Origin of the sequence: Prosthecomicrobium pneumaticum (assembly GCF_014199915.1) — a bacterium.
Lineage (GTDB): Bacteria > Pseudomonadota > Alphaproteobacteria > Rhizobiales > Kaistiaceae > Prosthecomicrobium > Prosthecomicrobium pneumaticum.
Map to the genome: position 1 here is coordinate 84,255 of NZ_JACHOO010000001.1, position 24,078 is coordinate 108,332.

Genomic DNA, 24,078 nt, shown 5'->3' on the forward strand with positions numbered 1-24,078 from the left:
CGATGCGCACGAGCTTCATCTCGACTCTCAGCCTGACCGGGGCGCCGCGCAGTGCGCTCTTCAAGCTGCAGACCGACCTCGCCAATGCGAGCAAGGAGCTGACCACCGGACGGCGCGCCGATCTCGGTCTCGCGCTGGGTGTCAGGCTCGGCGAGAGCGTCGGCTTGCGGCGGGAACACGCCGCCTTGCAGAGCTATATGGACGGCAATGCCGCGGCCCGCTCCAACATCGAGCGCACACAGACCGCGCTCGACGACATCCGTGGCGGCGCCGACCGTTTCCTGCAGATGACGGTCACGGCGCTGCAGGCGGACGCCGCGTCGCCGTCCTTCGCCCAGCAGGCGCGCGGCGCGCTCGACGCGCTCACCTCGACCCTCAACGTCACGGACGGCCGGCGCTATCTTTTCGGCGGCGTCAACAGCGGCGAGAAACCGGTCGCGGGATTCGAAGAGGGACCCGAGGCGGCCATCCGCGCGGCCTTCGCGGCGCGCTTCGGCCTCGACCCCACCGATCCGCAGCGCGACCCCGCCATTGCCGGCATCCCGGCGGCCGATCTCGCCGATTTCATCGATACGCAACTCGCCGGCTTCTTCGATGAGACCGGGTGGAGCGCCACCTGGTCGAAAGCCTCCTCGCAGAACCGCGAGAGCACGATTTCCGCGACCGAGCGGATCGGGACCGGGGCGAGCGCCAACGAGCCAGCCATGCGCAAGCTCGCCATGGCATACACGATCGTGGGTGCACTGGGTGGCGCCGCGCTGAAGGGCGATGCCTCGCGACTCATCTTCGACAAGGCGCGCGATCTCGCCGGTGCGGCGATCGGCGAGCTCACCACGATCGGAACGCGCCTCGGCGCGGCGCAGAACCGCATCGACGCCGCCGACGAGATGATGCGGCGCGCGCTCGACGTGACCGACCGGCGTGTTTCCGTACTGGAAGCCGTCGATCCCGCCGAGGCGAAGACGCGGCTCGACATGCTGTCGACGCAGATCGAGATGTCGTTTTCGCTGACGTCTCGAATACTGAAGATGTCCATATTGGACTACGTCTAGACGGAAGGAGTCTAAGATGTATTGCTTCTCTTATGCGGAAATCCTGGGCGATTCCGGCGCCGAGGGGCGGCAGGAAGAGCGTCTGGCGCTCGATCACGCGCTCGAACTCCTTTCGACCGCGCGCGAAAAGGGGCCGACCTCGCCCGAGGCCGCCCAGGCCGTGCTCTACCTTCAGAAGCTCTGGGGCTTCCTGATCCGCGATCTGTCGGACCCCAACAACGAGCTCGCCGATGCCCTGCGCGCCAATCTGATCTCGATCGGTCTTTGGGTGATCAAGGAGGCCGACGAGATCGTGCAGGCCCGCTCGACGAATTTCGCCGGTCTCATCGACGTCAACAAGACCATCCGTGACGGCTTGGCGTAAGGCGTTCCCGACATGCTGATTTCGCTGAAGCCCGGCGAGCGGATCTTCCTCAACGGCGCGGTCATCCGGGTCGACAGGAAGGTCACCATCGAGCTCCTCAACGACGTCTCCTTCCTGCTCGAGAGCCATGTGCTGCAGATCGAGGATACGACGACGCCGCTGCGGCAGCTCTACTTCGTCGTCCAGACCATGCTGATCGAGCCGACGAAGGCAATGCAGGCGCGGCGCGTGTTCCGCGACCAACTCGCCGGGCTGATGGTGACGTTCAGCGACGAATCGATGGTCGCGGCGCTCGCCCAGATCGGCAGCCTCGTCGATGCCGAGCGGCTGTTCGAGGCGCTCAGAGTGATCCGCAGGCTGTTCCTGGTCGAGACGACCATCCTCGGCGGCACGCCGAAAGCGGCATAGATGCCCATGATGACCGACATCTCCGCGCTCTCGGGCGCCAAGGCCGGTACGGCGGCCGGCGCCGCGCCGGCCTCCTCGACTTCCCGTAGCACCAGCGGCACGGGGACGCTCGATTACTCGGCCTTCCTGAAACTGCTCATCGCTCAGATGAAGAACCAGGATCCGACCGAGCCGATGGATACGGCGCAGTACATGGGCCAGCTCGCCTCCTTCTCGCAGGTGGAACAGAGCGTTTCGACCAATGCGAAGCTCGATTCGCTGCTCACCGCCTCGTCGCTGCAGGTTGCCGACGCCGCGATCGGCCGCACGCTGACGAGCGCCGACGGTACCGTGTCGGGGCGGGTCGCCTCCGTGCGGATCAATGCGGACGGCGTCGTCGCGACGCTCGCCGACGGTCGTGAGGTCGCGCTCGGCGCCGGCGTCCGGATCGCCTGAGCATGAACGAGGTCGACGCCCTCGACATCGTCCAGTCGGCGATCTGGACCGTCATCGTCGCGGCCGGACCGGCCGTGGTGGCGGCGATGCTCGTGGGCATCCTGATCGCCCTCCTGCAGGCGCTGACGCAGATCCAGGAGGTGACCCTGACCTTCATCCCCAAGATCATCGCCGTGCTCGTCGTCACCGCCTTGAGTGCCACCTTCGTCGGCCAGCAGGTCCTCGCTTTCACGCAGGAAATCTACGGCCGCATCGCGACCGGGTTCTGATCGATCATGAGTGAGGCGAGCCTCAGCGCCGCGCCGGAGCGCGCATCCCGCCGCGATATCGGCTTCGCCGCCGGTATCGTCGCGATCCTCGCCGTCCTTTTCCTGCCGATCCCGCCCGCGCTCATCGATATCGGCCTCGCGCTCTCGATCGCCTTGTCGGTGCTGATCCTGATGGTGGCGCTGTGGATCCAGAAGCCGCTCGAATTCTCCGCCTTTCCAACCGTGCTGCTGATCGCGACGATGCTGCGCCTGGCGCTCGGCATCGGCACGACGCGGCTGATCCTCGCCCATGGCGGCGACGGCGTGCACGCCGCCGGTCACATCATCAGCGGCTTCTCCCAGCTGGTGATGAGCGGCGATTTCGTGATCGGCATCGTGGTCTTCGTCATCCTGATCACGGTCAACTTCCTCGTGATCACCAAAGGTGCCACCCGTATCGCCGAGGTCGGCGCCCGCTTCACGCTCGATGCCATACCGGGCAAGCAGATGGCGATCGACGCCGACCTGAATGCCGGCCTGATCGACGACAAGGAGGCGCAGCGCCGCCGCCAGGAGCTCGAGGAGGAGAGTTCCTTCTTCGGCTCGATGGACGGCGCATCGAAATTCGTCCGCGGCGAGGCGGTGGCGAGCCTCATCATCATCGCCGTCAACATTTTCGGCGGCATCATCATCGGCGTGACCCGGCACGGCCTGCCGCTCGCCGAGGCGGCCGACATCTTCACCCGCCTGTCCGTCGGCGACGGCCTCGTCTCGCAGATACCGGCCCTCATCGTTTCGCTCGCGGCCGGCCTGCTCGTCTCGAAGGGTGGCACGCGCGGCTCCACCGACAAGGCGGTGCTCGGCCAGCTCGGCGCTTATCCCCGGGCCCTCTACGTCGCCTCCTTCCTCCTCTTCGCCCTCGCGCTCGTGCCCGGCCTGCCGCTGATCCCGTTCGCCGCGCTCGGGGGCGTAATGGCCTTTGTCGCCTATCGCATCCCGCAGCACGTCGCCCGCCAGAAGGAGGCGGAGGCGGCCCGGCTGCGCGAGCAGCAGCAGATCGCCGCGGCGGAGGCGAAGGACTCCGTCAAGGAGTCGCTCCGCACACCCGAGATCGAGGTCGCCGTCGGCAAGCAGCTCGCCACGGTGGCGCTGCGCAACCCCGCCGAGCTGGCGCACCGGATCGGCAAGATGCGGAGGAAGTTCGCCGAGCGCTACGGCTTCGTCGTGCCCGAGATCAAGGTGAGCGAAAGCCTGTCGGTGCCGGCGAAGGGCTACCAGATCAAGATGCACGGCACCACCGTCGCCGCCTTCGACGTCCGCATCGGCGAGATGCTCGTCGTGGTGGGCGAGGGGCCGCGGCCGGACGTGCCCGGCGACGATGTGCGCGAGCCGGCTTTCGGCATGAAGGCGCTCTGGGTCTCGGAGGCCTATGCGGCGGAAGTGAAGCGCGAGGGTTTCGCCCCGGTCGATTCGCTTTCGGTCATTCTCACCCATGTCAGCGAGGTCGTTTCGAACAATCTCGCCCAGCTCCTCTCCTACAAGGACATGCGGGCGCTGCTCGACCGGCTCGACCCGGAATACAAGCGCCTGATCGAGGACATCTGCCCGTCGCAGATCTCCTATTCGGGGCTGCAGGCGGTGCTGAAACTCCTGCTTGCCGAACGGGTGTCGATCCGCAACCTGCATCTGATGCTGGAGGCGATCGCCGAGATCGTGCCGCATGCGCGCCGTTCGGAACAGGTGGTCGAGCACGTCCGCATGCGGATGGCGCAGCAGATCTGCGGCGATCTCTCGGACGGCGGCGTCGTCAATGTGCTGCGGCTCGGCGGCAAGTGGGACCTCACCTTCCATGAAGGCTTGAAGCGCGACGCCAAGGGCGAGGTGATCGAGTTCGACATCGATCCGCGACTCGTCGAACAGTTCGGCGCCGATGCCTCGACCGCAATCCGCGAGCGCATGAAGACTGTCGGCAGTTTCGTTCTGGTCACCGCGCCGGACGCCCGGCCCTATGTCCGTATGATCATCGAGCGGATGTTCCCCTCGCTGCCCGTGCTCTCCCATGTGGAGATCGCCCGCGGCGTCGAGATCCGCTCGCTCGGGGCGATTTCGTGAGCCCGGTCGAGGGGCTGATTCTGCCGGCCTTCCTCGTCTTCTGCCGGGTCGGCGCCTGTTTCATGCTCATGCCGGGCCTGTCGAGCGCCCGGATACCGTCACAGATCCGGCTCTTCCTGGCGCTCGGCGTCTCGCTCGCGCTGACACCGCTCGTCGCCCCGCAGATCGTCCCGGCGATCGCCGGCAAGCCGATCGCCGAGCTGCTGCTCGCGATCGGCGGCGAACTCGCCGCCGGCGGCATCATCGGCCTGCTCGCCCGCATCTTCATCCTGGCCCTGCAGGCGCTCGCCACCGCGGCGGCGCAATCGGTAGGTCTCGCGACGCCGGCCGGGATGGTGATCGAGGAGGAAGGCCAACTGCCCGAGATCACCACGCTGATCTCGCTCTCGGCCGTGACGCTGCTCTTCGCGACGGGTCAGCACATCGAGATGATTCGGGCCCTCGTTGAATCCTACGGTCGCATTCCGCCCGGCGCACCGCTCGAATCGGGCGCTGCGCTCGGGCTTGCGCTCGATCGGCTGGGCGAGACCTTCCTTCTGGCTCTGCGGCTGGCGAGCCCGTTCCTCATCTATTCGGCCATCGTCAATTTCGCTGTCGGCCTCACCAACAAGCTGACGCCGACGATTCCCGTCTTCTTCATCGCCATGCCCTTCGTCACGTTCGGCGGGCTGCTTCTGCTCTACGCGACGATCGGCGACATGCTGTCGGCCTTCGTCGATGCGTTCTCGAGCTGGCTGGCGACCGGATGAGTGCCGCCGACCGGCTCGGCAAGGCGCGGCGGGTCGAGGCGGTGCAGCGGCGGCTGCGTCAACGCGCCGATCACGTCCTGATCCAGCTGGAGCGCGACGAAGCCGCGGCCGCCGCGGAACGCGCGGCCGTGCTCGCCGTCCTCAACGACGAATGTCTCTCGCCCGTCGTCGTGGGCTTCGCGGCCCGCCGGCTGAAGACCATCGATGCCGAAATCGTCCGTCTCGCCGGCGCCGTTGCGGCCCAAAAGGCAAAGGCGCTCGAGGAGGCGATGCGCCTCGAGCGCGCCGAACGCTCCACCAGCCGCGTCGCCGCGGCGAGCCGGGCGGAAGCGGAGCGCCGCGCCCTCGACGAGACGCTCGAGGCCCTGATCGCCCGGTGTGACGCAAGCTTCCCACCAGCCTGACGGTTCAGGTTGCAGCGTCGACTACCACATGGTGCATGGGACATGAGCATCCAACCTCCGTCGGACCTGCTTCTCGACGTCGTCCGGGCCGCCGACCCCCGCAAGGCGCAGGCGATCGCGGCCCGGCTGCAGCAGGCCTCTTCGGCAAATCCCGCGGCCGATCCGCTCGCCTTCGATCGCGTGATGGCGGATTCAGCCGCCCTGCTCGACGGCGCCGGCGACGCCCCGGCCGCGGCAGGGGAGGCCGATGCGGGGTCCGCCGGTTTCGAGCCTGCGAGCCCGCTCGCCATGACCTCGTCGACCGCACTCCTCAACGCCACCGTGCTGTCGACGCGCGGGCCGTCGGCAACGCCCGACGCCTATCGCCGCTTCGAGGCGATGGTGCTCGGCCAGTTCGTCGAGCAGATGCTGCCCCGCTCCAGCGCCGTCATGTACGGCGAGGGCACGGCGGGCCAGGTCTGGCGCTCGATGCTCGCGGAGCGGATCGCCAATGAGATCGCCAAGGCGGGCGGGGTCGGCATCGCCGCCCGCGTCGCGGAACGCGAAGCGCTGGTCGGGGGTGCGTCGTGAGCTTTGCAGGAGACTGGACCGACGCGACGCACGTTCTGCCCGCCGGGTCGGCCGGCGGGCTCAAGGGCCTGCTCGACCGGCTCGAAGAGGTGATCGACGCCGAGAACGCGGCGTTGCGCAGCCGCGATGCCATCGATCTCGTCGAGACCAACCGGCGCAAGAGCCGCAGCCTGCTCGAACTGAGCCGCGCCGCGCGCAGCCTGCAGGCGAGCCCCGACCATGCGATCCGCAATCAGCTTCAGCGCGTCCGGGTGAAGCTGCAGCAGAACTACGACCTGCTCGGCCTCTATCTCGCCGCCGCTCAGGAGGTCACCGACATTCTCGGCGATGCGCTGCGCGACGCGGAGTCGGACGGCACCTACAGCGCGGCGCTCGGTTCGGGGCATGGCTCCCGATGATCAAACCGCTCGTCATCGGTCTGTGGGCCTGCCTCGTGACCCTGGCGGCGAGCTATGCCGGCGCCTATTGGGCCGCCGGTCTGCCGCCGAAGGCGAAGGAGGAGCCGTTTCTCGCGGGCCTCGAATATCGCAGGGTCGACCCGATCAACATTCCCATGATCCTCGACGGACAGATCCGCGGCTACGTCATCGCCAAGCTCGTTTTCACCGCCGATGCCGCAACGCTTCGCAAACTGCCGATCGAGCCGCAAATCTTCGTCACCGACGCCGCCTTCTCCGAGATCTACACCAACGGGCGCGTCGAGTTCGGCAAGCTGTCTAAGTACAATCTTGCCGAGATCATGAGCAATATCAAGAACAACGTGAATGCGAAGCTCAACGCGCCGGTGATCCAGGAGGTCCTCGTCGACGGCCTGAACTACATCGACCGCACCGAGATCCGGGCTCTCGCGAACCGGATGACCCAGCCCGCGGAGCCGCGGGCGGTCCGGCAGATCGAGCCTTCGACCCATTAGGACGCCTTCCGGGGAACCTCCGCCATGAAGATAACCACCAAGATCTACGCCATCGCCGCCGTCACGGGCTTCGCCACGCTGTGCGTCGGCGGGCTCGGGCTCTACACGCTCAGCGAACAGACCGATCTCGCCCGTCGGCTCGACCATCAGGCGCAGCGCGCCTTCATCGCCGAGCGGATGAACGGGCTCGTCAGCGCGGTGGTGATGGATGCGCGCGGCGTCTACATGTCGCCCGACATCGAGAAGGCGAAGCCCTTCGCCGAAGGCATGACGCGCTCGCTGCGGGTGATCGCCGAGGTGCTAGAGGAAGCGAAGGCGCTCGAGCCGGCCGGCAGTGCCGATCTCGACCAGCTCTCCGCCGATGTCGGACGATTCATCCAGTTCCGCTCGGAGACGGTGCGGCTCGCCACCGAGGTCAACCCGCAGGCGGCGAACGCCCAGGGCAACAACGAAGCCAACCGGACCAACCGTAAAGCCCTGCAGGCCTCGCTCAAGGACCATGTCGAGCGGATCCGCCAGCAGCTCGACCCGCTCCGCGACCAGGCGGCGGCGCGTGCCGACGCGGCCGAGATGCTGATCGCCCTGACGACCATCGTCGGCGTCCTCGTCGGCGTAGGCATCGCGCTCTTCATTGGCGTCTTCGCGGTGAGCCGGCCGATCCGGCGCGTCATCGATACGGTGACGGCGGTCGCCGGGGGCAAGCTCGACGTCACCATCGAGACGAGCTCCGGCAAGGACGAGATCGGCGCGCTGTGGAGCGCGACCGGCCATCTCCTCTCGACGCTGCGCGAAGCGTCCGAGCTCCGCGCCGAGCAGGAGCGCAGCGCGGCGCGCGCCGCTTCGGAGCGCCGCGCGGCCATGCAGGACCTCGCCAACCGCTTCGACAGCGAGGTGTCCGGCGTCGTGCGGACCGTCGCCGCGGCGGTGTCGCAGCTCGAACATTCGGCGGCGAGCATGAGCTCGTCGGCCGACGAGACGAGCCGCCAGTCGCAGGCCGTGAGTGCCGCGGCCGACCAGGCGACGAGCAATGTGCAGATCGCCGCCTCGGCCGCCGAAGAACTCGCCGCCTCGGTGCGCGAGATCGGCCAACAGGTGTCGACTGCGGCGAAGATCGCCGGGGAGGCGACCGACCAGGCGTCGAGCACCGCCGAGGTGGTGCGTGGCCTCGCCACCAGCGCGCAGCGCATCGGCCAGGTCGTGAACCTCATCACCGACATCGCCTCGCAGACCAACCTCCTCGCCCTCAATGCCACGATCGAGGCGGCGCGGGCGGGCGAGGCGGGTCGGGGCTTCGCCGTCGTGGCGATGGAGGTCAAGACGCTGGCCGAGCAGACCTCGAAGGCGACCGACGAGATCTCGTCGCAGATCGCCGCCGTCCAGGGCGCGACCAACGACGTCGTCCGGGCGATCGAGGGCATCAGCGGCACGATCAAGCGGATCGACGAGATCTCCTCTTCCATCGCCACGGCGATCGAAGAACAGGGTGCTGCGACCGGCGAGATCGCCCAGAACGTCCATCAGGCCGCCCAGGGCACCCAGGACGTTTCGTCGAGCATCACCACCGTCAACGCCGCCGCGGCCGACACCGGCCGTGTCTCGGCCGAGATCGTGCGCTCGGCCGCCGATCTCTCCGCCCAGGCGATGCACTTGCGCCGCCAGGTGGATGCCTTCGTCGAGCGGGTTCGCGCCGCCTGATGTCACGCCGCCCGACGCCGTCTTACGCCGGGTCTTTCACCCCTTCCTTTCCGCATTCTCAGAGTTGGCGCCATGGATGACCTGCTGCGAGAGTTCCTGACCGAGACCAATGAGAGCCTCGACGTTGCCGATACCGAACTTGTGAAGTTCGAGACCGACCCCGGCAACCGCGAGATCCTGAACAACATCTTCCGGCTCGTGCACACCATCAAGGGCACATGTGGCTTCATCGGCCTCAGCCGGCTCGCCGGTCTCGCTCACGCGGCCGAGACGCTGATGGACGAGTTCCGCAACGGCCGGCCGATCACGTCGGGCTCTGTCGGGCTGATCCTCTCCACGATCGACCGGATCAAGACCCTGCTCGCCGAGATCGAGCAGCGCGACGGCACCGAGCCCGAGGGTTCGGACGCGGATCTGATCGCCGCGCTGGAGGCGGAGGTCGCCCGCGTTCCTGAGCCGGTTGCCGTTCCGGCCGCAGCGCCCGCTCCGGCGCCGGCGCCCGCGGCGACGTCGATCGGGGCCGTCATCGAACGGCTGGAGCGCGAGTTGCTGCCCGGTGAGGTGCCGCTCGCCGAACTCGACCGCGTCTTCCGCGAGACGGACGTCGAGGTTCGGGCGCCCAAGCCCGCCGCCTCGGCGGCGCGGCCGGTCGCCGCCGAAGCGCCCGCCGCGGCCGCCTCGCACGACTCGGTCTCGGCGCAGACGATCCGTGTCAATCTCGGCACGCTCGAGCAGCTGATGACCATGGTCTCGGAACTGGTGCTCACCCGCAACCAGCTGCTCGAAATCTCCCGCCGCAACGAGGACAGCGAATACAAGGTCTCGCTGCAGCGGCTCTCCAACGTCACCGGCGAGCTGCAGGACATCGTCATGCGGACCCGGATGCAGCCGATCGGCAATGCCTGGCAGAAGCTGCCGCGCATCGTCCGCGATCTGGCGCAGGATCTCGGCAAGCAGATCGAGCTGGAACAGCACGGCGCCGAGACCGAACTCGACCGCCAGGTGCTCGACCAGATCAAGGATCCGCTCACCCATATGGTGCGCAATTCCGCCGATCACGGGCTCGAGACACCGGAAGCGCGGCGCGCCGCGGGCAAGCCGGAGCGGGGCACCATCCGTCTCTCGGCCTATCACGAAGGCGGCCACGTCATCCTCGAGATCGCCGATGATGGCCGCGGCCTCGATGTCGCCCGGATCCGGGCGAAAGCGATCGAGAACGGGCTCTGCACCGAGGCCGAGGCGGGGCGGATGCCGGACGCTCAGCTCTACCGCTTCATCTTCCACGCCGGCTTCTCGACCGCGAAGGCGGTGACGAGCGTATCGGGCCGCGGCGTCGGCATGGATGTGGTGCGCAACAACATCGAGGCGATCGGCGGCACGGTCGACGTGCGGTCGAAGCCCGGCAAGGGCACCACCTTCGTCATCAAGATCCCGCTCACCCTCGCCATCGTCCCGGCGCTGATCGTCCGCGCCGGCGAGGAACGCTTCGCCCTGCCGCAGACGGTGGTGCTCGAACTGGTGCGGGTCCGCGAGGGCTCGGAGCACTCGATCCGCCGCATCAACGGCACGCCGGTCCTGTCGCTGCGCGAGCAGCTGCTGCCGATCGTCGATCTCGGTGCGGCGCTCGGCGTCCGCCGCCGCGAGGCCGAACTCGTCGGCAACGGCCGCGAGGACGCGCTGATCGCTGTGATGAATGTCGGCGCGCAGCAGTTCGGCGTGGTGGTCGACGCGGTGTCCCATACCGAAGAGATCGTCGTGAAGCCCCTCGCTTCGATGTTGCGGCACGTCTCGATGGTCTCCGGCAGCACGATCCTCGGCGACGGCCGCGTCATCATGATCGTCGACCCGAACGGCCTCGCCCAGCTCGCGGCTGCCCGTGCCGAGAAGACCGCCGACATGGACACGGTCACTGCGGCCGAACACGGTGCGGAAAAGAACGCGCTCACTTCGCTCCTGCTCTTCCGGGCCGGCGCACAAGGCATCAAGGCCGTGCCTCTCTCGCTCGTCACCCGGCTCGAGGAGCTCGACGCCAGCAATCTCGAGGAGCTCGACGGCCGTCCCGTCGTCCAGTATCGCGGTACGCTCATCCCGGTGCTCTACGCCAATGCCGAGGTCGAGCGGCGCACCAGCGGCCGTCAGCCGCTCCTCATCTTCTCGGAGGGGACACAGACGATCGGCCTCGTCGTCGACGAGATCGTCGACATCGTGGAGACCGAGCTGCGCCTGCAGCTCTCGCCGGCGACGCCGGAACTCATCGGCGGCGCGATCATCAACGGCATCGCCACCGAAGTCTACGATGTCGGCCACTTCATGGGCGCGGCCTTCGGCGGCGATCTCCAGGTGACGCCGCACTTCGAGGGGCGGGCGCACCGGCTTCTGCTCGTGGACGAGAACGCCTTCCTGCGGGCGCTCCTCGAGCCGCTGCTGCGCGGCCACGGCTACCGCGTCATCACCTGCCGCACGGCCCGCGAGGCGCTCGACCGGCTGTCCGCCGATCGTGACTTCGCCGCCGTCGTCAGCGGGGTCGGTGCGGACGATGTCGACGGGTTCCACCTCGCCGAGGCGATCCGCAACGAGCTCGGCCTCGAGGATCTGCCGATCATCGGCGTCGCCTCGACCAGCCGTCCCGAACTCATCGAGCGCGGCCGCGAGGCCGGCTTCACCGATTATGTCGCGAAGTTCGACCGGCCGGGCCTGATGGCGGCGCTGCGCGAATTCGCCTCGAACGAGCACCTGGAGGCCGCATGACCACGCATTCCACGACCGTCGATCGCGGCGAGGCCCGCCAGTATGTGACGGTGCGCATCGGGGGCCAGCTCTTCGGCCTGCCGATCGATACGGTGAACGAGGTTTTCTCGCCCGACCGCATCACCGCGGTGCCGCTGTCGGCGACGGAGATCGCCGGCGTCCTGAACCTGCGCGGCCGGATCGTGACCATGCTCGACATGCGGCGGTTGCTCGGCGTCGCCCCGGCGACCGGCCCCTCGATGGCGGTCGGTATCGAGAGCGCGGGCGAGGCCTTCGGCCTGATGATCGACGAGGTCGGCGACGTGCTTCTGCTCGAGGATGTCCGCAAGGATCCCAACCCCTCGAACATCGATCCCCACTGGGCACCGCTCGTCGACGGCGTCTACCGCCTGCCGGGCGAACTGATGCTGGTGCTCGACGTCCAATCCATGCTCGCGCGCGTCACTCCCGCGCGAGCGGCCTGAACCCACGATCGGATGCACGCAATGAAGACTGTGCTTGTCGTCGACGATTCGGGGGTGGTGCGAAAGGTCGCCCGCCGCATGCTGGAGGGCTGGCTGTTCCGGGTCGAGGAGGCGGAGAACGGCGAGAGCGCGCTCGCCCGCTGCGACCTCGCGATGCCCGACGGCATCCTCCTCGACTGGAACATGCCGGTCATGACCGGTCCTGAATTCCTCGCCCAGCTGCGCCGGCGCGCCGATGGCGCGCGGCCGAAGGTGGTGTTCTGCACGACCCTCAACGACGTTCATCACATCAGCCAGGCGCTCGCCGCCGGGGCGGACGAATACATCATGAAGCCCTTCGACGAGGACATCCTGCGGGAGAAGCTCGTCGAGGTGGGCCTGCTGGACGATATCGAGCAATGAGCGCTGCCCCTTCATCCACCGCACCCGGAGCGGCGCAGGGCGGCGGAATCCGCGTGATGATCGTCGATGATTCGGTGTTCATCCGCGGGGTCCTGTCGCGCTGGTTCAACGGCGCCGGCGAGTTCCAGGTCGTCGCCACCCATGCCAACGGCCGCAAGGCCGCCGACGACGTGCAGCGCACGCAGCCCGATGTGGTCGTGCTCGACCTCGAAATGCCCGACATGGACGGACTGACCGCGCTGCCTCTGATCCTCGAGCGCAAGCCCGGCACCGCGGTGCTCGTCGCCTCGGCGCTGTCGCGGCGCGGCGCGGAAATCAGTCTGCGGGCGCTGACGCTCGGCGCGTCCGACTACATCCCGAAGCCCGACGCGGGCAACGGCATGGCCTCGGCCGACGAATTCCGGGATGAGCTGCTCGCCAAGGTGAGGAGCCTCGGTCAGCGGGTCCGCCGGCGCAGCGTGCGCGGGGCGGCACCGGTCCAGAGCGGCGCATCCGTGTCCGTCGGCACGGCGACGGGTTCCGCTGCCGCCCCGGCCGCGGGGAAACTGCCGCAGAAGCTGCGTTCCTACTCGATGCTGCCCGTCGGCATCCTGGCGATCGGCAGTTCGACCGGCGGACCCCAGGCGCTCACCAAGGTGTTCGCCGAGATCGGTCCGCAGATCGGCAATATCCCTGTTGTGATCGCCCAGCACATGCCGCCGACCTTCACCGCGATCCTCGCCGAGCACATCGCGCGGGCCGCCAACCGGCCCTGCGCCGAGGGGCGCGACGGGGAGGAGCTGCGGCCCGGCCGCATCTATGTCGCCCCCGGCGGACTCCACATGGTGATCGGCCGGGACGGCGACACGCGCATCCGCCTCAAGGATTCCCCGCCGATCAATTTCTGCAAGCCGGCCGTCGATCCGCTCTTCGAAGCGGTCGCGACCCTTTACGGTCCCGCCGCGCTCGCCATCGTGTTGACCGGTATGGGCAGCGACGGGGCACGCGGTGCGCTGCGGATCGCCGAGGTGGGGGGCAGCGTCATCGCCCAGGACGAAGAGACGAGCGTCGTCTGGGGCATGCCCGGGGCGACCGCCAATATCGGCGCCTGCGCCGGCATCCTGCCGATCGGTGAGATCGGCCGCAAGATCAACAGGCTGATCGCCGGAGGGCGGGAATGATCGCGGCATCCGACTACGAGTTCCTGCGCCGCTTCCTGAAGACGCGCTCCGGCCTCGTGCTCAGCGACGACAAGCAGTATCTGCTCGAATCGCGGCTCGACCCGGTGATGCAGAAGGCGGGTATCGCCGATATGGCGCGGCTCGTGCTCGCGCTCCGCGACGGCTTCAAGCCCGGTCTCGCCGACGCCGTCGTCGACGCGATGACGACGAACGAGTCGCTGTTCTTCCGCGACAAGAATCCGTTCGAGCTGCTGTCCTCGCTGGTGCTGCCCGAACTCCTGCAGCGGCGGGCGCCGGGCCAGACGGTGCGGATCTGGTGCGCCGCCGCCTCCACCGGGCAGGAGCCCTATTCGATCGCCATGCTGCTGCGCGAAAACGAGCGCCTGCTCGGCGGACGCAGGGTGGAGATCGTCGCCACCGATATCTCGAGCGAGGTGCTCGCCCGGGCCGAGGAGGGGATCTACAACCAGTTCGAAGTCCAACGCGGTCTGCCGGTGAACTATCTGCTACGCTATTTCGCAAAGACTGGCGACATGTGGCAGATTTCGCAGGAAATCCGCTCTATGGTGCGCTTCTCCCGGCTCAATCTGCTGCAGCCCTTCAATCATCTCGGTACGTTCGACATCGTCTTCTGCCGCAACGTGCTGATCTATTTCGATGCGCCGACAAAAAGCGACGTTCTCGCCCGGATCTCCGGCGTGCTCGCCAAGGATGGTTATCTGTTCCTCGGCGGCGCCGAAACCGTGCTTGGTCTGTCGCTCGACTTCGTCGCCGGCAGCAAGCGCGGCTACTATGTCCGGAAGCCCGCCGCCTGACGGCGGCGCGCGGCTCCGGTGGGCGCGGCCCCGCTCCGTGTCAGCGGCGCCGGCGCATCACCAGACCGGCATGGTGCAGCCGGTCGCCCTCGATCGTTCCGTCGGCCTCGAACCCGCTGTCGTCGAGATAGAGGATGCGGCGACCGTCGACCCAATAACGGCCGCGATAGGCGGCCCGGCGGCGATCGCGCGTCTCGATATAGCGGCCATTGGGCAGCAATTCGTGCCGGATCGCGCCGTCTTCCGTCATCCACAGCCCGGCGAAGCCGTGCGGGGCGGCCGCATCCGGCTTCGTGCCGCCCCGCCGCTCAAAGGCGGTCGCGATGATCGATCCGCCGGCGGCGAGGCACAGTTCGCGCAAGGTGATCATGGCCGCGGCCTCCATTTCGGCCGCGACGGCGACCGGCTGAGGCGTATATGGGACGAGGGGTGGCCGACGCCTGTTCCGATCCTCGCGAAGCCTTGCCCGATCCTCTCGCGCGGGCCCGCAGAGGCCGGCCTCTTCCGGTCGGGCGCCATTCCGGGGGTTTCATCGGCCCGGGTGCCGCCCTACATAGCGCTCACCCCACCGGCCGCCGCCTTTTCCGCGATGCGGCGAAAAAACCGCGCGGACGGATTGCGCGGATCACGACTTCCGGGCAGGATTCCCAAGGTTCGATGCTTTTCGATCGGGTCATGAGCAAAGAGACACGTCGTTCCGACGAAGGCGACAACGGCACCGGGACCGGAACAGGCACCGGCGTGATCGCCAAGGTGCGGCCGAAAACCAAGCGGCCGAATCTCTACCGCGTGTTGCTGCTCAATGACGATTACACGCCGATGGAATTCGTCGTCCATGTGCTCGAACGGTTCTTCGGCAAGGACCGCGAGGCGGCGACGCGCATCATGATGCACGTGCACCAACACGGGGTGGGGGAGTGCGGCGTCTACACCTATGAAGTGGCCGAGACCAAGGTCACGCAGGTGATGGACTTCGCCAGGAAACACCAGCATCCGCTTCAATGCGTGATGGAAAGGAAGTGAGGTCCCGCCGTGCCGTCCTTCTCTCGTAGTCTCGAAAAGGCGCTGCATCAGGCGCTCGCTTTCGCCAATGAGCGTCATCAGGAATATGCCACGCTCGAACACCTTCTGCTCGCCCTGATCGAGGATCAGGACGCGGCCGCCGTGATGCGCGCCTGCAATGTCGATCTCGATGTGCTGCGCCGCAATCTCGTCGACTATATCGACACTGAACTCGCCAATCTGACCGGCGTCGGCGAAGACGACTCGAAGCCGACCGCCGGCTTCCAGCGCGTCATCCAGCGCGCCGTCATCCATGTGCAGTCCTCGGGCCGCGAGGAAGTGACGGGCGCCAATGTGCTCGTCGCCATTTTTGCCGAGCGCGAGAGCCATGCGGCGTATTTCCTGCAAGAGCAGGACATGACGCGCTATGATGCGGTCAACTACATCTCGCACGGGATCGCCAAGCGTGCGGGCATGTCCGAGAGCCGGCCGGTGAGGGGCGTCGATGACGACGCAGCGACCGTGGAAGGACGCGAGGACCCGAAGAAGAAGGCCGACGCGCTCGACGCCTATTGCGTCAACCTCAATGACAAGGCGAAGAAGGGCAAGATCGATCCGCTGATCGGTCGTGACACCGAGATCAGCCGGACCATTCAGGTTCTCTGCCGCCGGCAGAAGAACAACCCGCTGCTCGTCGGCGACCCCGGCGTCGGCAAGACGGCGATCGCCGAAGGCCTCGCGAAGCGCATCGTCGAGGGCGACGTGCCCGACGTGCTGCGCGCCTCGACCATCTTCTCGCTCGACATGGGCACGCTGCTCGCGGGCACCCGCTATCGCGGCGATTTCGAGGAGCGGCTGAAGCAGGTCGTCAAGGAGATCGAGGAGTTCCCCGGCGCGATCATGTTCATCGACGAGATCCATACGGTGATCGGCGCCGGTGCGACGTCGGGCGGTGCGATGGATGCGTCGAACCTCCTGAAGCCGGCGCTCGCCGCCGGCACGATTCGCTGCATCGGCTCGACCACCTATAAGGAATACCGCCAGTTCTTCGAGAAGGACCGGGCGCTCGTCCGCCGCTTCCAGAAGATCGATGTGAACGAGCCGACCGTGCCGGACGCGATCGAGATCCTGAAGGGCCTGAAGCCCTATTTCGAGGATTTCCACGGCGTCCGCTACACGAACGACGCGATCAAGAGCGCCGTCGAACTGTCGGCCCGCTACATCCATGACCGCAAACTCCCCGACAAGGCGATCGACGTGATCGACGAGACGGGGGCGTCGCAGATGCTGCTGCCGGAGAGTCGGCGCAAGAAGACGATCGGCGTCAAGGAGATCGAGGACACCATCGCCACTATGGCGCGGATCCCGCCGAAGACCGTGTCGAAGGACGACGCCGAGGTGCTGAAGAATCTCGAGACGACGCTGAAGCGCGTGGTCTACGGCCAGGAAGCGGCCATCGAGAAGCTCTCTTCGGCGATCAAGCTCGCCCGCGCAGGTCTGCGCGAGCCCGAGAAGCCGATCGGCAACTATCTGTTCTCCGGTCCGACCGGCGTCGGCAAGACCGAGGTCGCCAAGCAACTCGCCGCGACCCTCGGCGTGGAGCTGCTGCGTTTCGACATGTCGGAATATATGGAGCGCCACACGGTCAGCCGGCTGATCGGCGCGCCTCCGGGCTATGTCGGCTTCGATCAGGGCGGCCTGTTGACCGACGGCGTCGACCAGCACCCGCATTGCGTGCTCCTGCTCGACGAGATCGAGAAGGCGCATCCGGACCTGTTCAACATCCTGTTGCAGGTGATGGATCACGGCAAGCTGACCGATCACAACGGCAAGCAGGTCGATTTCCGCAACGTCATCCTGATCATGACGACCAATGCGGGCGCCTCCGATCTTGCCAAGCCGGCAATCGGCTTCCGCAATTCGGTGCGCGAGAAGGACGACCAGGAGGCGATCAACCGCCTGTTCACGCCGGAATTCCGCAATCGTCTCGACGCGATCATCCCGTTCGGCAATCTGCCGATCGAGGTGGTGTATCAGGTGGTGCAGAAGTTCGTGCTGCAGCTCGAGGCCCAGCTCGCCGATCGCGGCGTGACCTTCGAGCTGTCGCCCGAGGCGGTCGACTGGCTCGCCACGCGCGGTTACGACCCGCAGATGGGCGCCCGTCCGCTCGGCCGGGTGATCCAGGAGCACATCAAGCAGCCGCTCGCGGAAGAGGTCCTGTTCGGCAAGCTGAAGAGCGGCGGCACGGTGAAGGTGACGGTCGGCGAGAAGGCAGACGGCGAGACGGGCCTGCTGCTCGAGGCGATCGAGGACGGCCCGGTGAAGCCGAAGCCCGAACCGACGCCGAAGCCCGCCCGCGCCAAGCGCAGCAAGCCGGCGGCGAAGGCCGCGGCGGCGAAGAAGACACCGCCGCAGAAGGAGCCGCCGAAGCGCGGCCTCGTGCCGAAGGTGCCGCTGAAGGCCGATTGAGGCCGAGCACCGCGCCGGTTCGGGCGACCGGTGCCGGAGACCAGGTCGAAAGGGCCGTTCCCGCCTCGCCGCGGGGACGGCCCTTTCCCTTTCTGTTCCGGTCGGCACGCGCGAGGCACGAGCGCCGGATCGGGGCAGCATCCTGCTTCCGATCGAGGCAGCGACGATCGGCTGCGCAGGGCCGCGGCGCGCCGATGCCGAGAGCTTCGGGCCGGACCGACCCGCGCACCCGCTTCTGGCACGGCATTTGTTACGGCCGGCTCCGGCGCGTGGAGACGGACGGGACGGATGCTGAGACAGGTGAACGGGCTCTATCCCTGGCCCTATGACGGACGTTGGTCGGCCGCCGATACGGCGCTTCTCGTCGTCGACATGCAGCGCGACCTTCTCGATCCCGAGGGCTGGTTCGCGCTCACCGGGGGCGATACGGCGCCGCTCGTGGCGATCGTGCCGGCCGTCGCGCGGGCGCTCGCGCTCGCCCGGGCTGCACGCCTCGCCGTGATCTTCACCATCGAATCGCACCGGCCGGACCTTTCCGACCTGCCGGCGAACAAGCTCTGGCGGTCGCGAAGGCTCGGCGCCGCGATCGGCGAGGCGGGGCCGCTCGGCCGCCATCTCGTCCGCGGCGCGGCGGGCACGGCGGTGGTCGCCGCGCTCGCCCCAGAGCCCGGCGAGCCGGTGGTCGACAAGCCCGGCAAGAGCGCCTTCATCGGCTGCGATCTCGATCAGATCCTGCGCCGCCGCGGCGTCCGCAATCTGGTGTTTTCAGGCGTCACGACGGATGGCGCGGTGCAGTGCACGCTGCGCGACGCCAATGATCGCGGTTATGAATGCCTGCTGCTCGAGGATGCGACCGCCTCCGACGTCGCCCGCGACCACGCCGATCAGGTCCACACGCTCTCGCTCGCCGGCGGCCATTACGGCTCGATCGCCACCGTCGCCGCGCTCGCCGAGGCGCTTCAGCCGGAGACCGTCCGATGAGCCTGCCGCCCGTCGACGCCGAACCCTACCTCTGGCCCTTCGACGGCGCGTGGTCGCCCGCCGACACCGCGCTCGTCATCATCGATATGCAGACCGATTTCCTGAAGGCCGACGGCTATTGCGACCTGATGGGCCTCGACATCGGCCTTACGTCGGCCTCGATCGAGCCGACGCGGCGCCTCCTCGAGCGGATGCGGGCGCTCGGCTTCACGATCATCCACACCCGTGAGGGGCACCGTCCCGATCTCACCGACCTCAATGACAACAAGCGCTGGCGCTCGGCCCGCATCGGCGCGGAGATCGGCACGCCCGGTCCCTGCGGCCGCGTGCTGACGCGCGGCGAGCCGGGATGGGACATCGTGCCGGAACTCTATCCGGTTGCCGGCGAGCCTGTCGTCGACAAACCGGGCAAGGGCAGTTTCCACGCCACCGATTTCGAGCAGGTGCTGACGAGCCGCGGCATCCGCAGGCTGATCTTCGCGGGCGTGACGAGCGATTGCTGCGTGCACACCACCATGACCAATGCGAACGACAAGGGCTATGAGTGCCTGCTGCTCGGCGACGCCTCCGCCGCGCTCGACAGCCGCAACCACGCGATGATCGTCGCAATCACAGCGAAGCGCGGCGGCCAGTTCGGCGCGGTGGCAAAGGTCGATCAGGTGCTCGCGGCGCTCGCCTGAGAGGCCGCCGTCAGAGCGCCGCGAGCGCTGCCCGCACCTTCGCGGCGTTTTCGGCGAGCACCTCCGGCTTCTCCATCGCGCCGGAATGCGCGACGAGCGGCACGCCCTCGTGCCGCGGAATGACGTGGATGTGGAGGTGGAACACGGTCTGCCCGGCCGCGCCTTCGTTGAACTGCAGGACGGTCACCCCGTCGGCGGCGAAGGCGGCCTTCGCCGCGCGGGCGAGCTTCTGGACGACGGGCAGGAGACCGGCGAGCACCGCCGGATCGGCATCGAGCAGGTTGCGCGAGGCCGCCTTCGGCACGACGAGCAGATGGCCCGGCCCCTGCGGCATCACGTCCATGAAGGCGACGGTCGCCTCGTCCTCATAGACCCGGTGGGAGGGGATCTCGCCGCGCAGGATCCGGGCGAAGATGTTGCCGTCGTCATAGGCGGGGGCGGTCATCGGCATCGTCCTTCGGAAAGCCTCTCCGCCTCGCCTCTTACGGGAGCGGGTGCCGTCGCCGCAAGGGCCTCGCCCGGCGCACCGAGACGGACATGGCCGAGCTCGATCATCGCCCGGTGGAAGCGGCCGCGCGCCGTCGAGGGGGTGCCGACATAGTCGGCGCCGATCTCGTCCATGAGCGCGAGCCGCGCCCGCGCGATCGGGTCGAGCGGCAGCCGGCCATAGGCGAGCGCCGCCGTGCCGAGAAAGGCGACGTCGAGCGGGCGGGGCAGGGCGACCGGCCGCGGCGTGAAGCCGATCGCCTCGATCGCGAAGGGTGTCGTGAAGCGGAGCGCCTCGTGGTCGCGGCCGGTCCGCGCCGCGATCTCGCGGGTGAGCGCGGGCTGATGGTCGCCATAGCGCAGGATGAGGAGCGGCCGCCCTGCGCGGCGCTCGGCGAGCCGCGCGCGAAACGCCGCATAGGCGGCGGCCGTCTCGGTCAGCCGCGCGTAATATTCGCCATAGGCCGGCAGGTCGAGGGCGCGAAGGGCGAAGGCACGGGACGCTTCCGCGGCACCGTGTGGAACGAGCCGCCGCTCGTGCGGGCCATGATTGTAATTGGTGAGCAGCACGGCGAAGAGCGGCGCCGTGCGCGGCCGGTCGAACAGCGCGGCTTCGGCCGCGGCGAAGAAGGTCGCGTCGTGATAGTCGGCCTGCAGACGCTGGCGGTCGAAGGGCGCGGGAAAATCGTCGGCGAAACGTCGTTCATCGACGCCCGCCGCGGCGTAGAAGCCGTCATAATTCATGAAGCCCTTCTCGAAGCTCGAGGCGAGCGCCGTCTCGTAGCCGAGCGCCTTCAGGGCGAGCGGCAGGGTGTGCCGGAAGCGGCCGGCCCCTTTCCTGAAGATCGCCCAGGTGTCGGCACCGAAGCTCGAGGCCGGGAAGCCCGTGAGGATCGAGAACTCGGTCTGCCACGATCCGCCGCCGAACACGTCGACATTGAGCGGCCCGTAAAGCCCGCCCTCGGGTTCGAGGAAGGCGGCGACGTCCGGCGTGACCGGCAGGCCGTAGAGCCGGGGGTCGAACACCGACTCCTGGTGCAGGACGACGATGTCGGGACGCTGCGCATCCGGCTCGCAGCGCGTCGCCGGCAGCGGCATCGCCGTCGCGGCGACGTCGGTCATGTCGAGCCAGTGCCTGCGCCGCCAGCGGCGCGGGTCGAGGCAGGCGGCGACGAAGGCCGAGAAATGGCGCGATCCGTCCGTCGTGAAACGCACGAAGGCCTCGGCGCCGCCGGCCCGGCGCCAGACGAGGATGGCGAAGGCGAGCGCGATCAGCGGCAGGCCGAGGCGCAGCGGCCAGCCGACCGGCTCGCGCCCGATGCCGAACACGATCGCCGCCGTCGCTGCGAAGGCGGCCGCCGACCAGGCGAACGCGCCCCGCGAGAGGCCGCGATAATCGCGCAGCAGCACCCGCGCGCCGCCGTCCGCGAGCGTCGCCAGATCGTCCGGCAACAGGTTGAGGCCGACATGGCGATGTTTCACGGCCGAAAGCCCGGTCACCGCGCCGGCGAAGAGCGCCGCGAAGAGCGGCGCGCGCAGGGCATCGCCGTCGACCGCCAGGAAGAGGCCGGCGGTGAGCAGGAAGGCGGCCGCCGGGAAGAGAAGGGGGAAGGGGTGGCGCCGCCACGGCTTTTCGAGCGCGTAAAGCGCCGCGAGGAGGGCGAGCCAGACGACGGCCGTGATGAGATCGATCGGAATGGAAGCGCGCCCCGCTGCGATTGGCCCGTTCTACGCCGCCTTGCGGCGCCGCGGATCACTCCGCGTCGGGCCGCCCTGCCGGTTCATGCCGGAAGGGCAGATGCTCTTCCAGGATTTCCTGCTCCTCGGCGACATGCGCCCGCTCGCGGCGGAGATAGTCGGCGACGGCACGGCGGAAGCCGGGATCGAGGATCAGATGCGCCGAATGGGTGGTCTGCGGGCGGTAGCCGCGGGCGAGCTTGTGCTCGCCTTGAGCCCCTGCCTCGACCCGCGGCAGGCCGCGGGCGATCGCCCATTCGATCGCCTGATAGTAGCACAATTCGAAATGGAGGAAGGGCACGTCCTCGGTCGCGCCCCAGTTGCGGCCGTAGAGCGCGTGCGAGCCGATGAAATTGAGCGCGCCGGCGATCGGCCGGCCGTGCCGCCTGGCGACCACGAGCAGGATGCGGTCGGCCATCGCCGCGCCGATGCGCGAGAAGAACTCGCGGTTGAGATAGGGGCGGCCCCATTTTCGGGCGCCGGTATCCATGTAGAAGGCGAAGAAGGCGTCCCAGGCGCTCTCGGTCAGCGCGGCGCCGGTGAGGTGCTCGACGGTGATGCCACTCGAAAGCGCCTCGCGCCGCTCTTTGCGAATCGCCTTCCGCTTCCGCGAGGCGAGGGCATCGAGGAAATCGTCGAAATCGCGATAGCCGGGATTGTCGAAATGGAATTGCTGGTCGGTGCGCGGCAGGAAGCCGGCGCCTTCGAGCACCGCCGCGTCCTCGGGTTCGAGGAAGGTGGCGTGCACCGAGGAGGCGCCGTTTCGCCGCGCCAGCTCCGTGGCCCCGGCGGCGAGCGCGGCGCGCGCGTGATCGTCGGCCCGGTCGCGGACGAGCAGGCGCGGCCCGGTCGCCGGCGTGAAGGGCACCGAGACCTGCAGCTTGGGGTAATAGCGCCCGCCGGCGCGCTCATAGGCGTCGGCCCAGCCATGGTCGAAGACGTATTCGCCCATCGAATGGCTCTTCATATAGGCCGGCATGACCGCGGCGGGCGCCTCCTCGGATCCGCCGAGCGCGAGATGGACGGGCTGCCAGCCGGTCTCCGCCGCGACGCAGCCGGAGGCTTCGAGCGCCGAGAGAAAATCGAACGAAACGAACGGGTTGTATTCGGATCTGGAACCGGCTCGGGAGCCGCCGGCGGCATGGAGCGCGCGCAGGCCCGCATCGACGTCTGCGCCGAAGGGCCGGGCCGGCCAGCCGGGATTGGCACAATCGTCCCAGGCCGCGCGGCCGATGCCGGCGATCGCGGTGTGGACGGAGAGACGCGCTTCGGATCGGGAGGAGGACGGCAAGGAGCGGCTCACGCTTTCTGAGTGCTGATGTTAGGGTTTGGAGAGGCGAGTTCAAGCCGTGCGGGGCGCGGCGGCTCGGCGCGGGGGGGGTGGGATGATGAGGCGGATCGCAGGCGCGGCGCTCGGCGTCGCGATGATGCTGTCGGGGGCGACGGCGCAGGAGGTGCCGATGTTCACCGGCGTCGCGGTCTACGAGGCGTCGCTGCCGCCGGACAAGACGCCGCCCGGTTTCGTCTTGCGGGGGCAGGTCACGGAGACGACCACGTTCAACTGCGAGGAGGTCGTGACTATGACCGGAATCGACCTGGTCGGCCAACAGGAGGGAGCGTCCGAGTTTCGCATGTCGCTCAGCGCCGACATCCGCGAGAGGCCGGAAGGCGCCAGCTTTCGTGCCGAGACCATGCTCGGCGGGCTTCTCTCGGAGCAGGTCGTGGGCGAGGCACATCGGGACGGCGATGACCTGGTCGTGACCCGGACCCTGCCCGAGCGGGTGACATTCCGAAGGCCCGGCGTGGCGCTGACCGGCACCGTGCTGACCCGGCGTCTGGTCGAGACCCTCGGGCGCGGGGCGCTCGAACTGTCCGTCCCCACCGTCGACTATACAGCGCAACCGGACGTGGACCCCTGGACGACCGTCGTGGCGAGACCGGAGGTCCCGGCGGTGCCGGCCGCACTGGTTCCGCTCGGCTTCGAGAGACTGAAGCGGTGGTCGGTGACCGCAACCTATACCAATGGGCCCTTTTCGCCGACTGCGGAGATCATCGGCACCGAGGAAGGCACGTTTTACGAGAACGGCTTCTTCGAGAGGTCACGCCTCAACTTTGCCCTCGCGGAGATCGCGCTCACTCCCAAGGCCGTCACGCCCATCCCGCCGACACCCTGCGCGGACTGAG

The 24,078-nt window shown here is 68.2% G+C and carries 26 protein-coding genes; 22 read left to right on the forward strand and 4 right to left on the reverse strand.

All coding sequences use genetic code 11. The features are described from left to right. Positions 1-2: 2 nt before the first annotated feature. From GGQ63_RS00420 to GGQ63_RS00500, 17 genes are all read left to right on the forward strand, one after another. Positions 3-1,052, forward strand: a complete 1,050-nt coding sequence (locus tag GGQ63_RS00420; RefSeq protein WP_183851627.1) for a flagellar hook-associated family protein — start codon at positions 3-5, stop codon at positions 1,050-1,052. 16 nt (positions 1,053-1,068) lie between these two features. Then, positions 1,069-1,416: a flagellar biosynthesis regulator FlaF gene (flaF, locus tag GGQ63_RS00425; RefSeq protein ID WP_183851628.1), complete on the forward strand. Its 348-nt coding sequence runs from the start codon at positions 1,069-1,071 to the stop codon at positions 1,414-1,416. A 12-nt stretch (positions 1,417-1,428) separates the two neighbouring features. Continuing rightward, complete coding sequence (gene flbT, locus GGQ63_RS00430) at positions 1,429-1,824, forward strand: flagellar biosynthesis repressor FlbT (RefSeq protein ID WP_183851629.1); 396 nt, start codon at positions 1,429-1,431, stop codon at positions 1,822-1,824. Positions 1,825-1,833: 9 nt separating this feature from the next. Next, positions 1,834-2,259 carry a flagellar hook assembly protein FlgD gene (flgD, locus tag GGQ63_RS00435; protein ID WP_183851630.1) on the forward strand — a complete coding sequence of 142 codons (426 nt, stop codon included), beginning with the start codon at positions 1,834-1,836 and terminating at the stop codon, positions 2,257-2,259. Positions 2,260-2,261: 2 nt separating this feature from the next. Then, the gene (gene fliQ / locus GGQ63_RS00440) at positions 2,262-2,528 is read left to right on the forward strand and encodes a flagellar biosynthesis protein FliQ (protein WP_183851631.1); all 267 of its coding nucleotides are present in this window, start codon (positions 2,262-2,264) and stop codon (positions 2,526-2,528) included. Between the two features lie 6 nt (positions 2,529-2,534). Then, on the forward strand, positions 2,535-4,619 hold the full coding sequence (gene flhA, locus GGQ63_RS00445) for a flagellar biosynthesis protein FlhA (protein ID WP_183851632.1): 2,085 nt from the start codon (positions 2,535-2,537) through the stop codon (positions 4,617-4,619). Further along, complete coding sequence (locus GGQ63_RS00450) at positions 4,616-5,368, forward strand: flagellar biosynthetic protein FliR (RefSeq protein WP_183851633.1); 753 nt, start codon at positions 4,616-4,618, stop codon at positions 5,366-5,368. The genes flhA and GGQ63_RS00450 overlap by 4 nt, the downstream gene beginning before the upstream one ends. Continuing rightward, positions 5,365-5,772 (forward strand): hypothetical protein, encoded by a 408-nt coding sequence (locus tag GGQ63_RS00455; protein ID WP_183851634.1) that lies wholly within the window; start codon positions 5,365-5,367, stop codon positions 5,770-5,772. Before GGQ63_RS00450 ends, GGQ63_RS00455 begins: the two co-directional genes overlap by 4 nt. 42 nt (positions 5,773-5,814) lie before the next feature. After that, complete coding sequence (locus GGQ63_RS00460) at positions 5,815-6,342, forward strand: rod-binding protein (RefSeq protein WP_183851635.1); 528 nt, start codon at positions 5,815-5,817, stop codon at positions 6,340-6,342. Further along, positions 6,339-6,740, forward strand: a complete 402-nt coding sequence (locus GGQ63_RS00465; protein ID WP_343061044.1) for a hypothetical protein — start codon at positions 6,339-6,341, stop codon at positions 6,738-6,740. The genes GGQ63_RS00460 and GGQ63_RS00465 overlap by 4 nt, the downstream gene beginning before the upstream one ends. Beyond that, positions 6,737-7,255 carry a hypothetical protein gene (locus GGQ63_RS00470; protein ID WP_183851636.1) on the forward strand — a complete coding sequence of 173 codons (519 nt, stop codon included), beginning with the start codon at positions 6,737-6,739 and terminating at the stop codon, positions 7,253-7,255. Before GGQ63_RS00465 ends, GGQ63_RS00470 begins: the two co-directional genes overlap by 4 nt. 24 nt (positions 7,256-7,279) lie before the next feature. Next, a complete protein-coding gene (locus GGQ63_RS00475) occupies positions 7,280-8,950 on the forward strand; it encodes a methyl-accepting chemotaxis protein (protein ID WP_183851637.1) in 1,671 nt (556 codons plus the stop codon). A gap of 72 nt (positions 8,951-9,022) precedes the next feature. Then, on the forward strand, positions 9,023-11,698 hold the full coding sequence (locus tag GGQ63_RS00480; protein ID WP_183851638.1) for a hybrid sensor histidine kinase/response regulator: 2,676 nt from the start codon (positions 9,023-9,025) through the stop codon (positions 11,696-11,698). Continuing rightward, positions 11,695-12,162, forward strand: a complete 468-nt coding sequence (locus GGQ63_RS00485) for a chemotaxis protein CheW (protein WP_183851639.1) — start codon at positions 11,695-11,697, stop codon at positions 12,160-12,162. The genes GGQ63_RS00480 and GGQ63_RS00485 overlap by 4 nt, the downstream gene beginning before the upstream one ends. Positions 12,163-12,183: 21 nt before the next feature. Then, positions 12,184-12,564: a response regulator gene (locus tag GGQ63_RS00490; RefSeq protein ID WP_183851640.1), complete on the forward strand. Its 381-nt coding sequence runs from the start codon at positions 12,184-12,186 to the stop codon at positions 12,562-12,564. After that, positions 12,561-13,724, forward strand: a complete 1,164-nt coding sequence (locus tag GGQ63_RS00495; RefSeq protein ID WP_183851641.1) for a protein-glutamate methylesterase/protein-glutamine glutaminase — start codon at positions 12,561-12,563, stop codon at positions 13,722-13,724. The genes GGQ63_RS00490 and GGQ63_RS00495 overlap by 4 nt, the downstream gene beginning before the upstream one ends. After that, a complete protein-coding gene (locus GGQ63_RS00500) occupies positions 13,721-14,539 on the forward strand; it encodes a CheR family methyltransferase (protein ID WP_183851642.1) in 819 nt (272 codons plus the stop codon). Before GGQ63_RS00495 ends, GGQ63_RS00500 begins: the two co-directional genes overlap by 4 nt. Before the next feature lie 40 nt (positions 14,540-14,579). Here GGQ63_RS00500 and GGQ63_RS00505 read toward each other — a convergent pair whose 3' ends face one another. After that, positions 14,580-14,909, reverse strand: a complete 330-nt coding sequence (locus GGQ63_RS00505) for an Atu4866 domain-containing protein (protein WP_210308338.1) — start codon at positions 14,907-14,909, stop codon at positions 14,580-14,582. Positions 14,910-15,214: 305 nt separating this feature from the next. On the opposite strand from GGQ63_RS00505, the gene clpS reads away from it, so the two are divergent. From clpS to GGQ63_RS00525, 4 genes are all read left to right on the forward strand, one after another. Next, the gene (gene clpS / locus GGQ63_RS00510) at positions 15,215-15,562 is read left to right on the forward strand and encodes an ATP-dependent Clp protease adapter ClpS (protein ID WP_183852569.1); all 348 of its coding nucleotides are present in this window, start codon (positions 15,215-15,217) and stop codon (positions 15,560-15,562) included. A gap of 9 nt (positions 15,563-15,571) precedes the next feature. Then, positions 15,572-18,010 (forward strand): ATP-dependent Clp protease ATP-binding subunit ClpA, encoded by a 2,439-nt coding sequence (clpA, locus tag GGQ63_RS00515; protein ID WP_183851644.1) that lies wholly within the window; start codon positions 15,572-15,574, stop codon positions 18,008-18,010. A 288-nt stretch (positions 18,011-18,298) separates the two neighbouring features. After that, positions 18,299-18,991, forward strand: coding sequence for a cysteine hydrolase family protein (locus GGQ63_RS00520; protein ID WP_183851645.1), 693 nt, complete (start codon positions 18,299-18,301; stop codon positions 18,989-18,991). After that, positions 18,988-19,671, forward strand: coding sequence for a cysteine hydrolase family protein (locus GGQ63_RS00525; RefSeq protein WP_183851646.1), 684 nt, complete (start codon positions 18,988-18,990; stop codon positions 19,669-19,671). The genes GGQ63_RS00520 and GGQ63_RS00525 overlap by 4 nt, the downstream gene beginning before the upstream one ends. Before the next feature lie 10 nt (positions 19,672-19,681). Here GGQ63_RS00525 and GGQ63_RS00530 read toward each other — a convergent pair whose 3' ends face one another. From GGQ63_RS00530 to GGQ63_RS00540, 3 genes are all read right to left on the reverse strand, one after another. Then, complete coding sequence (locus GGQ63_RS00530; protein WP_183851647.1) at positions 19,682-20,116, reverse strand: HIT family protein; 435 nt, start codon at positions 20,114-20,116, stop codon at positions 19,682-19,684. After that, positions 20,113-21,639, reverse strand: coding sequence for a sulfatase-like hydrolase/transferase (locus tag GGQ63_RS00535; RefSeq protein WP_183851648.1), 1,527 nt, complete (start codon positions 21,637-21,639; stop codon positions 20,113-20,115). The genes GGQ63_RS00530 and GGQ63_RS00535 overlap by 4 nt, the downstream gene beginning before the upstream one ends. Before the next feature lie 271 nt (positions 21,640-21,910). Then, complete coding sequence (locus GGQ63_RS00540; protein WP_210308339.1) at positions 21,911-23,185, reverse strand: GNAT family N-acetyltransferase; 1,275 nt, start codon at positions 23,183-23,185, stop codon at positions 21,911-21,913. Between the two features lie 94 nt (positions 23,186-23,279). Between GGQ63_RS00540 and GGQ63_RS00545 the strand changes: the two genes are divergently transcribed. After that, positions 23,280-24,077: an EipB family protein gene (locus GGQ63_RS00545; RefSeq protein ID WP_183851649.1), complete on the forward strand. Its 798-nt coding sequence runs from the start codon at positions 23,280-23,282 to the stop codon at positions 24,075-24,077. Position 24,078 lies beyond the last annotated feature (1 nt).

Bases quoted from the DNA above. Each gene is read 5' to 3' on its own strand.
- GGQ63_RS00480 (WP_183851638.1), top strand. From the start codon at position 9,023: ATGGATGACCTGCTGCGAGAGTTCCTGACCGAGACCAATGAGAGCCTC.
- GGQ63_RS00485 (WP_183851639.1), top strand. From the start codon at position 11,695: ATGACCACGCATTCCACGACCGTCGATCGCGGCGAGGCCCGCCAGTAT.
- GGQ63_RS00525 (WP_183851646.1), top strand. From the start codon at position 18,988: ATGAGCCTGCCGCCCGTCGACGCCGAACCCTACCTCTGGCCCTTCGAC.
- flhA (WP_183851632.1), top strand. From the start codon at position 2,535: ATGAGTGAGGCGAGCCTCAGCGCCGCGCCGGAGCGCGCATCCCGCCGC.
- GGQ63_RS00545 (WP_183851649.1), top strand. From the start codon at position 23,280: ATGATGAGGCGGATCGCAGGCGCGGCGCTCGGCGTCGCGATGATGCTG.
- flbT (WP_183851629.1), top strand. From the start codon at position 1,429: ATGCTGATTTCGCTGAAGCCCGGCGAGCGGATCTTCCTCAACGGCGCG.
- flaF (WP_183851628.1), top strand. From the start codon at position 1,069: ATGTATTGCTTCTCTTATGCGGAAATCCTGGGCGATTCCGGCGCCGAG.
- GGQ63_RS00495 (WP_183851641.1), top strand. From the start codon at position 12,561: ATGAGCGCTGCCCCTTCATCCACCGCACCCGGAGCGGCGCAGGGCGGC.
- GGQ63_RS00470 (WP_183851636.1), top strand. From the start codon at position 6,737: ATGATCAAACCGCTCGTCATCGGTCTGTGGGCCTGCCTCGTGACCCTG.
- clpS (WP_183852569.1), top strand. From the start codon at position 15,215: ATGAGCAAAGAGACACGTCGTTCCGACGAAGGCGACAACGGCACCGGG.
- fliQ (WP_183851631.1), top strand. From the start codon at position 2,262: ATGAACGAGGTCGACGCCCTCGACATCGTCCAGTCGGCGATCTGGACC.
- flgD (WP_183851630.1), top strand. From the start codon at position 1,834: ATGACCGACATCTCCGCGCTCTCGGGCGCCAAGGCCGGTACGGCGGCC.
- GGQ63_RS00530 (WP_183851647.1), bottom strand. From the start codon at position 20,116: ATGACCGCCCCCGCCTATGACGACGGCAACATCTTCGCCCGGATCCTG.
- GGQ63_RS00460 (WP_183851635.1), top strand. From the start codon at position 5,815: ATGAGCATCCAACCTCCGTCGGACCTGCTTCTCGACGTCGTCCGGGCC.
- GGQ63_RS00505 (WP_210308338.1), bottom strand. From the start codon at position 14,909: ATGATCACCTTGCGCGAACTGTGCCTCGCCGCCGGCGGATCGATCATC.
- GGQ63_RS00420 (WP_183851627.1), top strand. From the start codon at position 3: ATGCGCACGAGCTTCATCTCGACTCTCAGCCTGACCGGGGCGCCGCGC.
- GGQ63_RS00490 (WP_183851640.1), top strand. From the start codon at position 12,184: ATGAAGACTGTGCTTGTCGTCGACGATTCGGGGGTGGTGCGAAAGGTC.
- GGQ63_RS00455 (WP_183851634.1), top strand. From the start codon at position 5,365: ATGAGTGCCGCCGACCGGCTCGGCAAGGCGCGGCGGGTCGAGGCGGTG.
- GGQ63_RS00475 (WP_183851637.1), top strand. From the start codon at position 7,280: ATGAAGATAACCACCAAGATCTACGCCATCGCCGCCGTCACGGGCTTC.
- GGQ63_RS00500 (WP_183851642.1), top strand. From the start codon at position 13,721: ATGATCGCGGCATCCGACTACGAGTTCCTGCGCCGCTTCCTGAAGACG.
- GGQ63_RS00520 (WP_183851645.1), top strand. From the start codon at position 18,299: ATGCTGAGACAGGTGAACGGGCTCTATCCCTGGCCCTATGACGGACGT.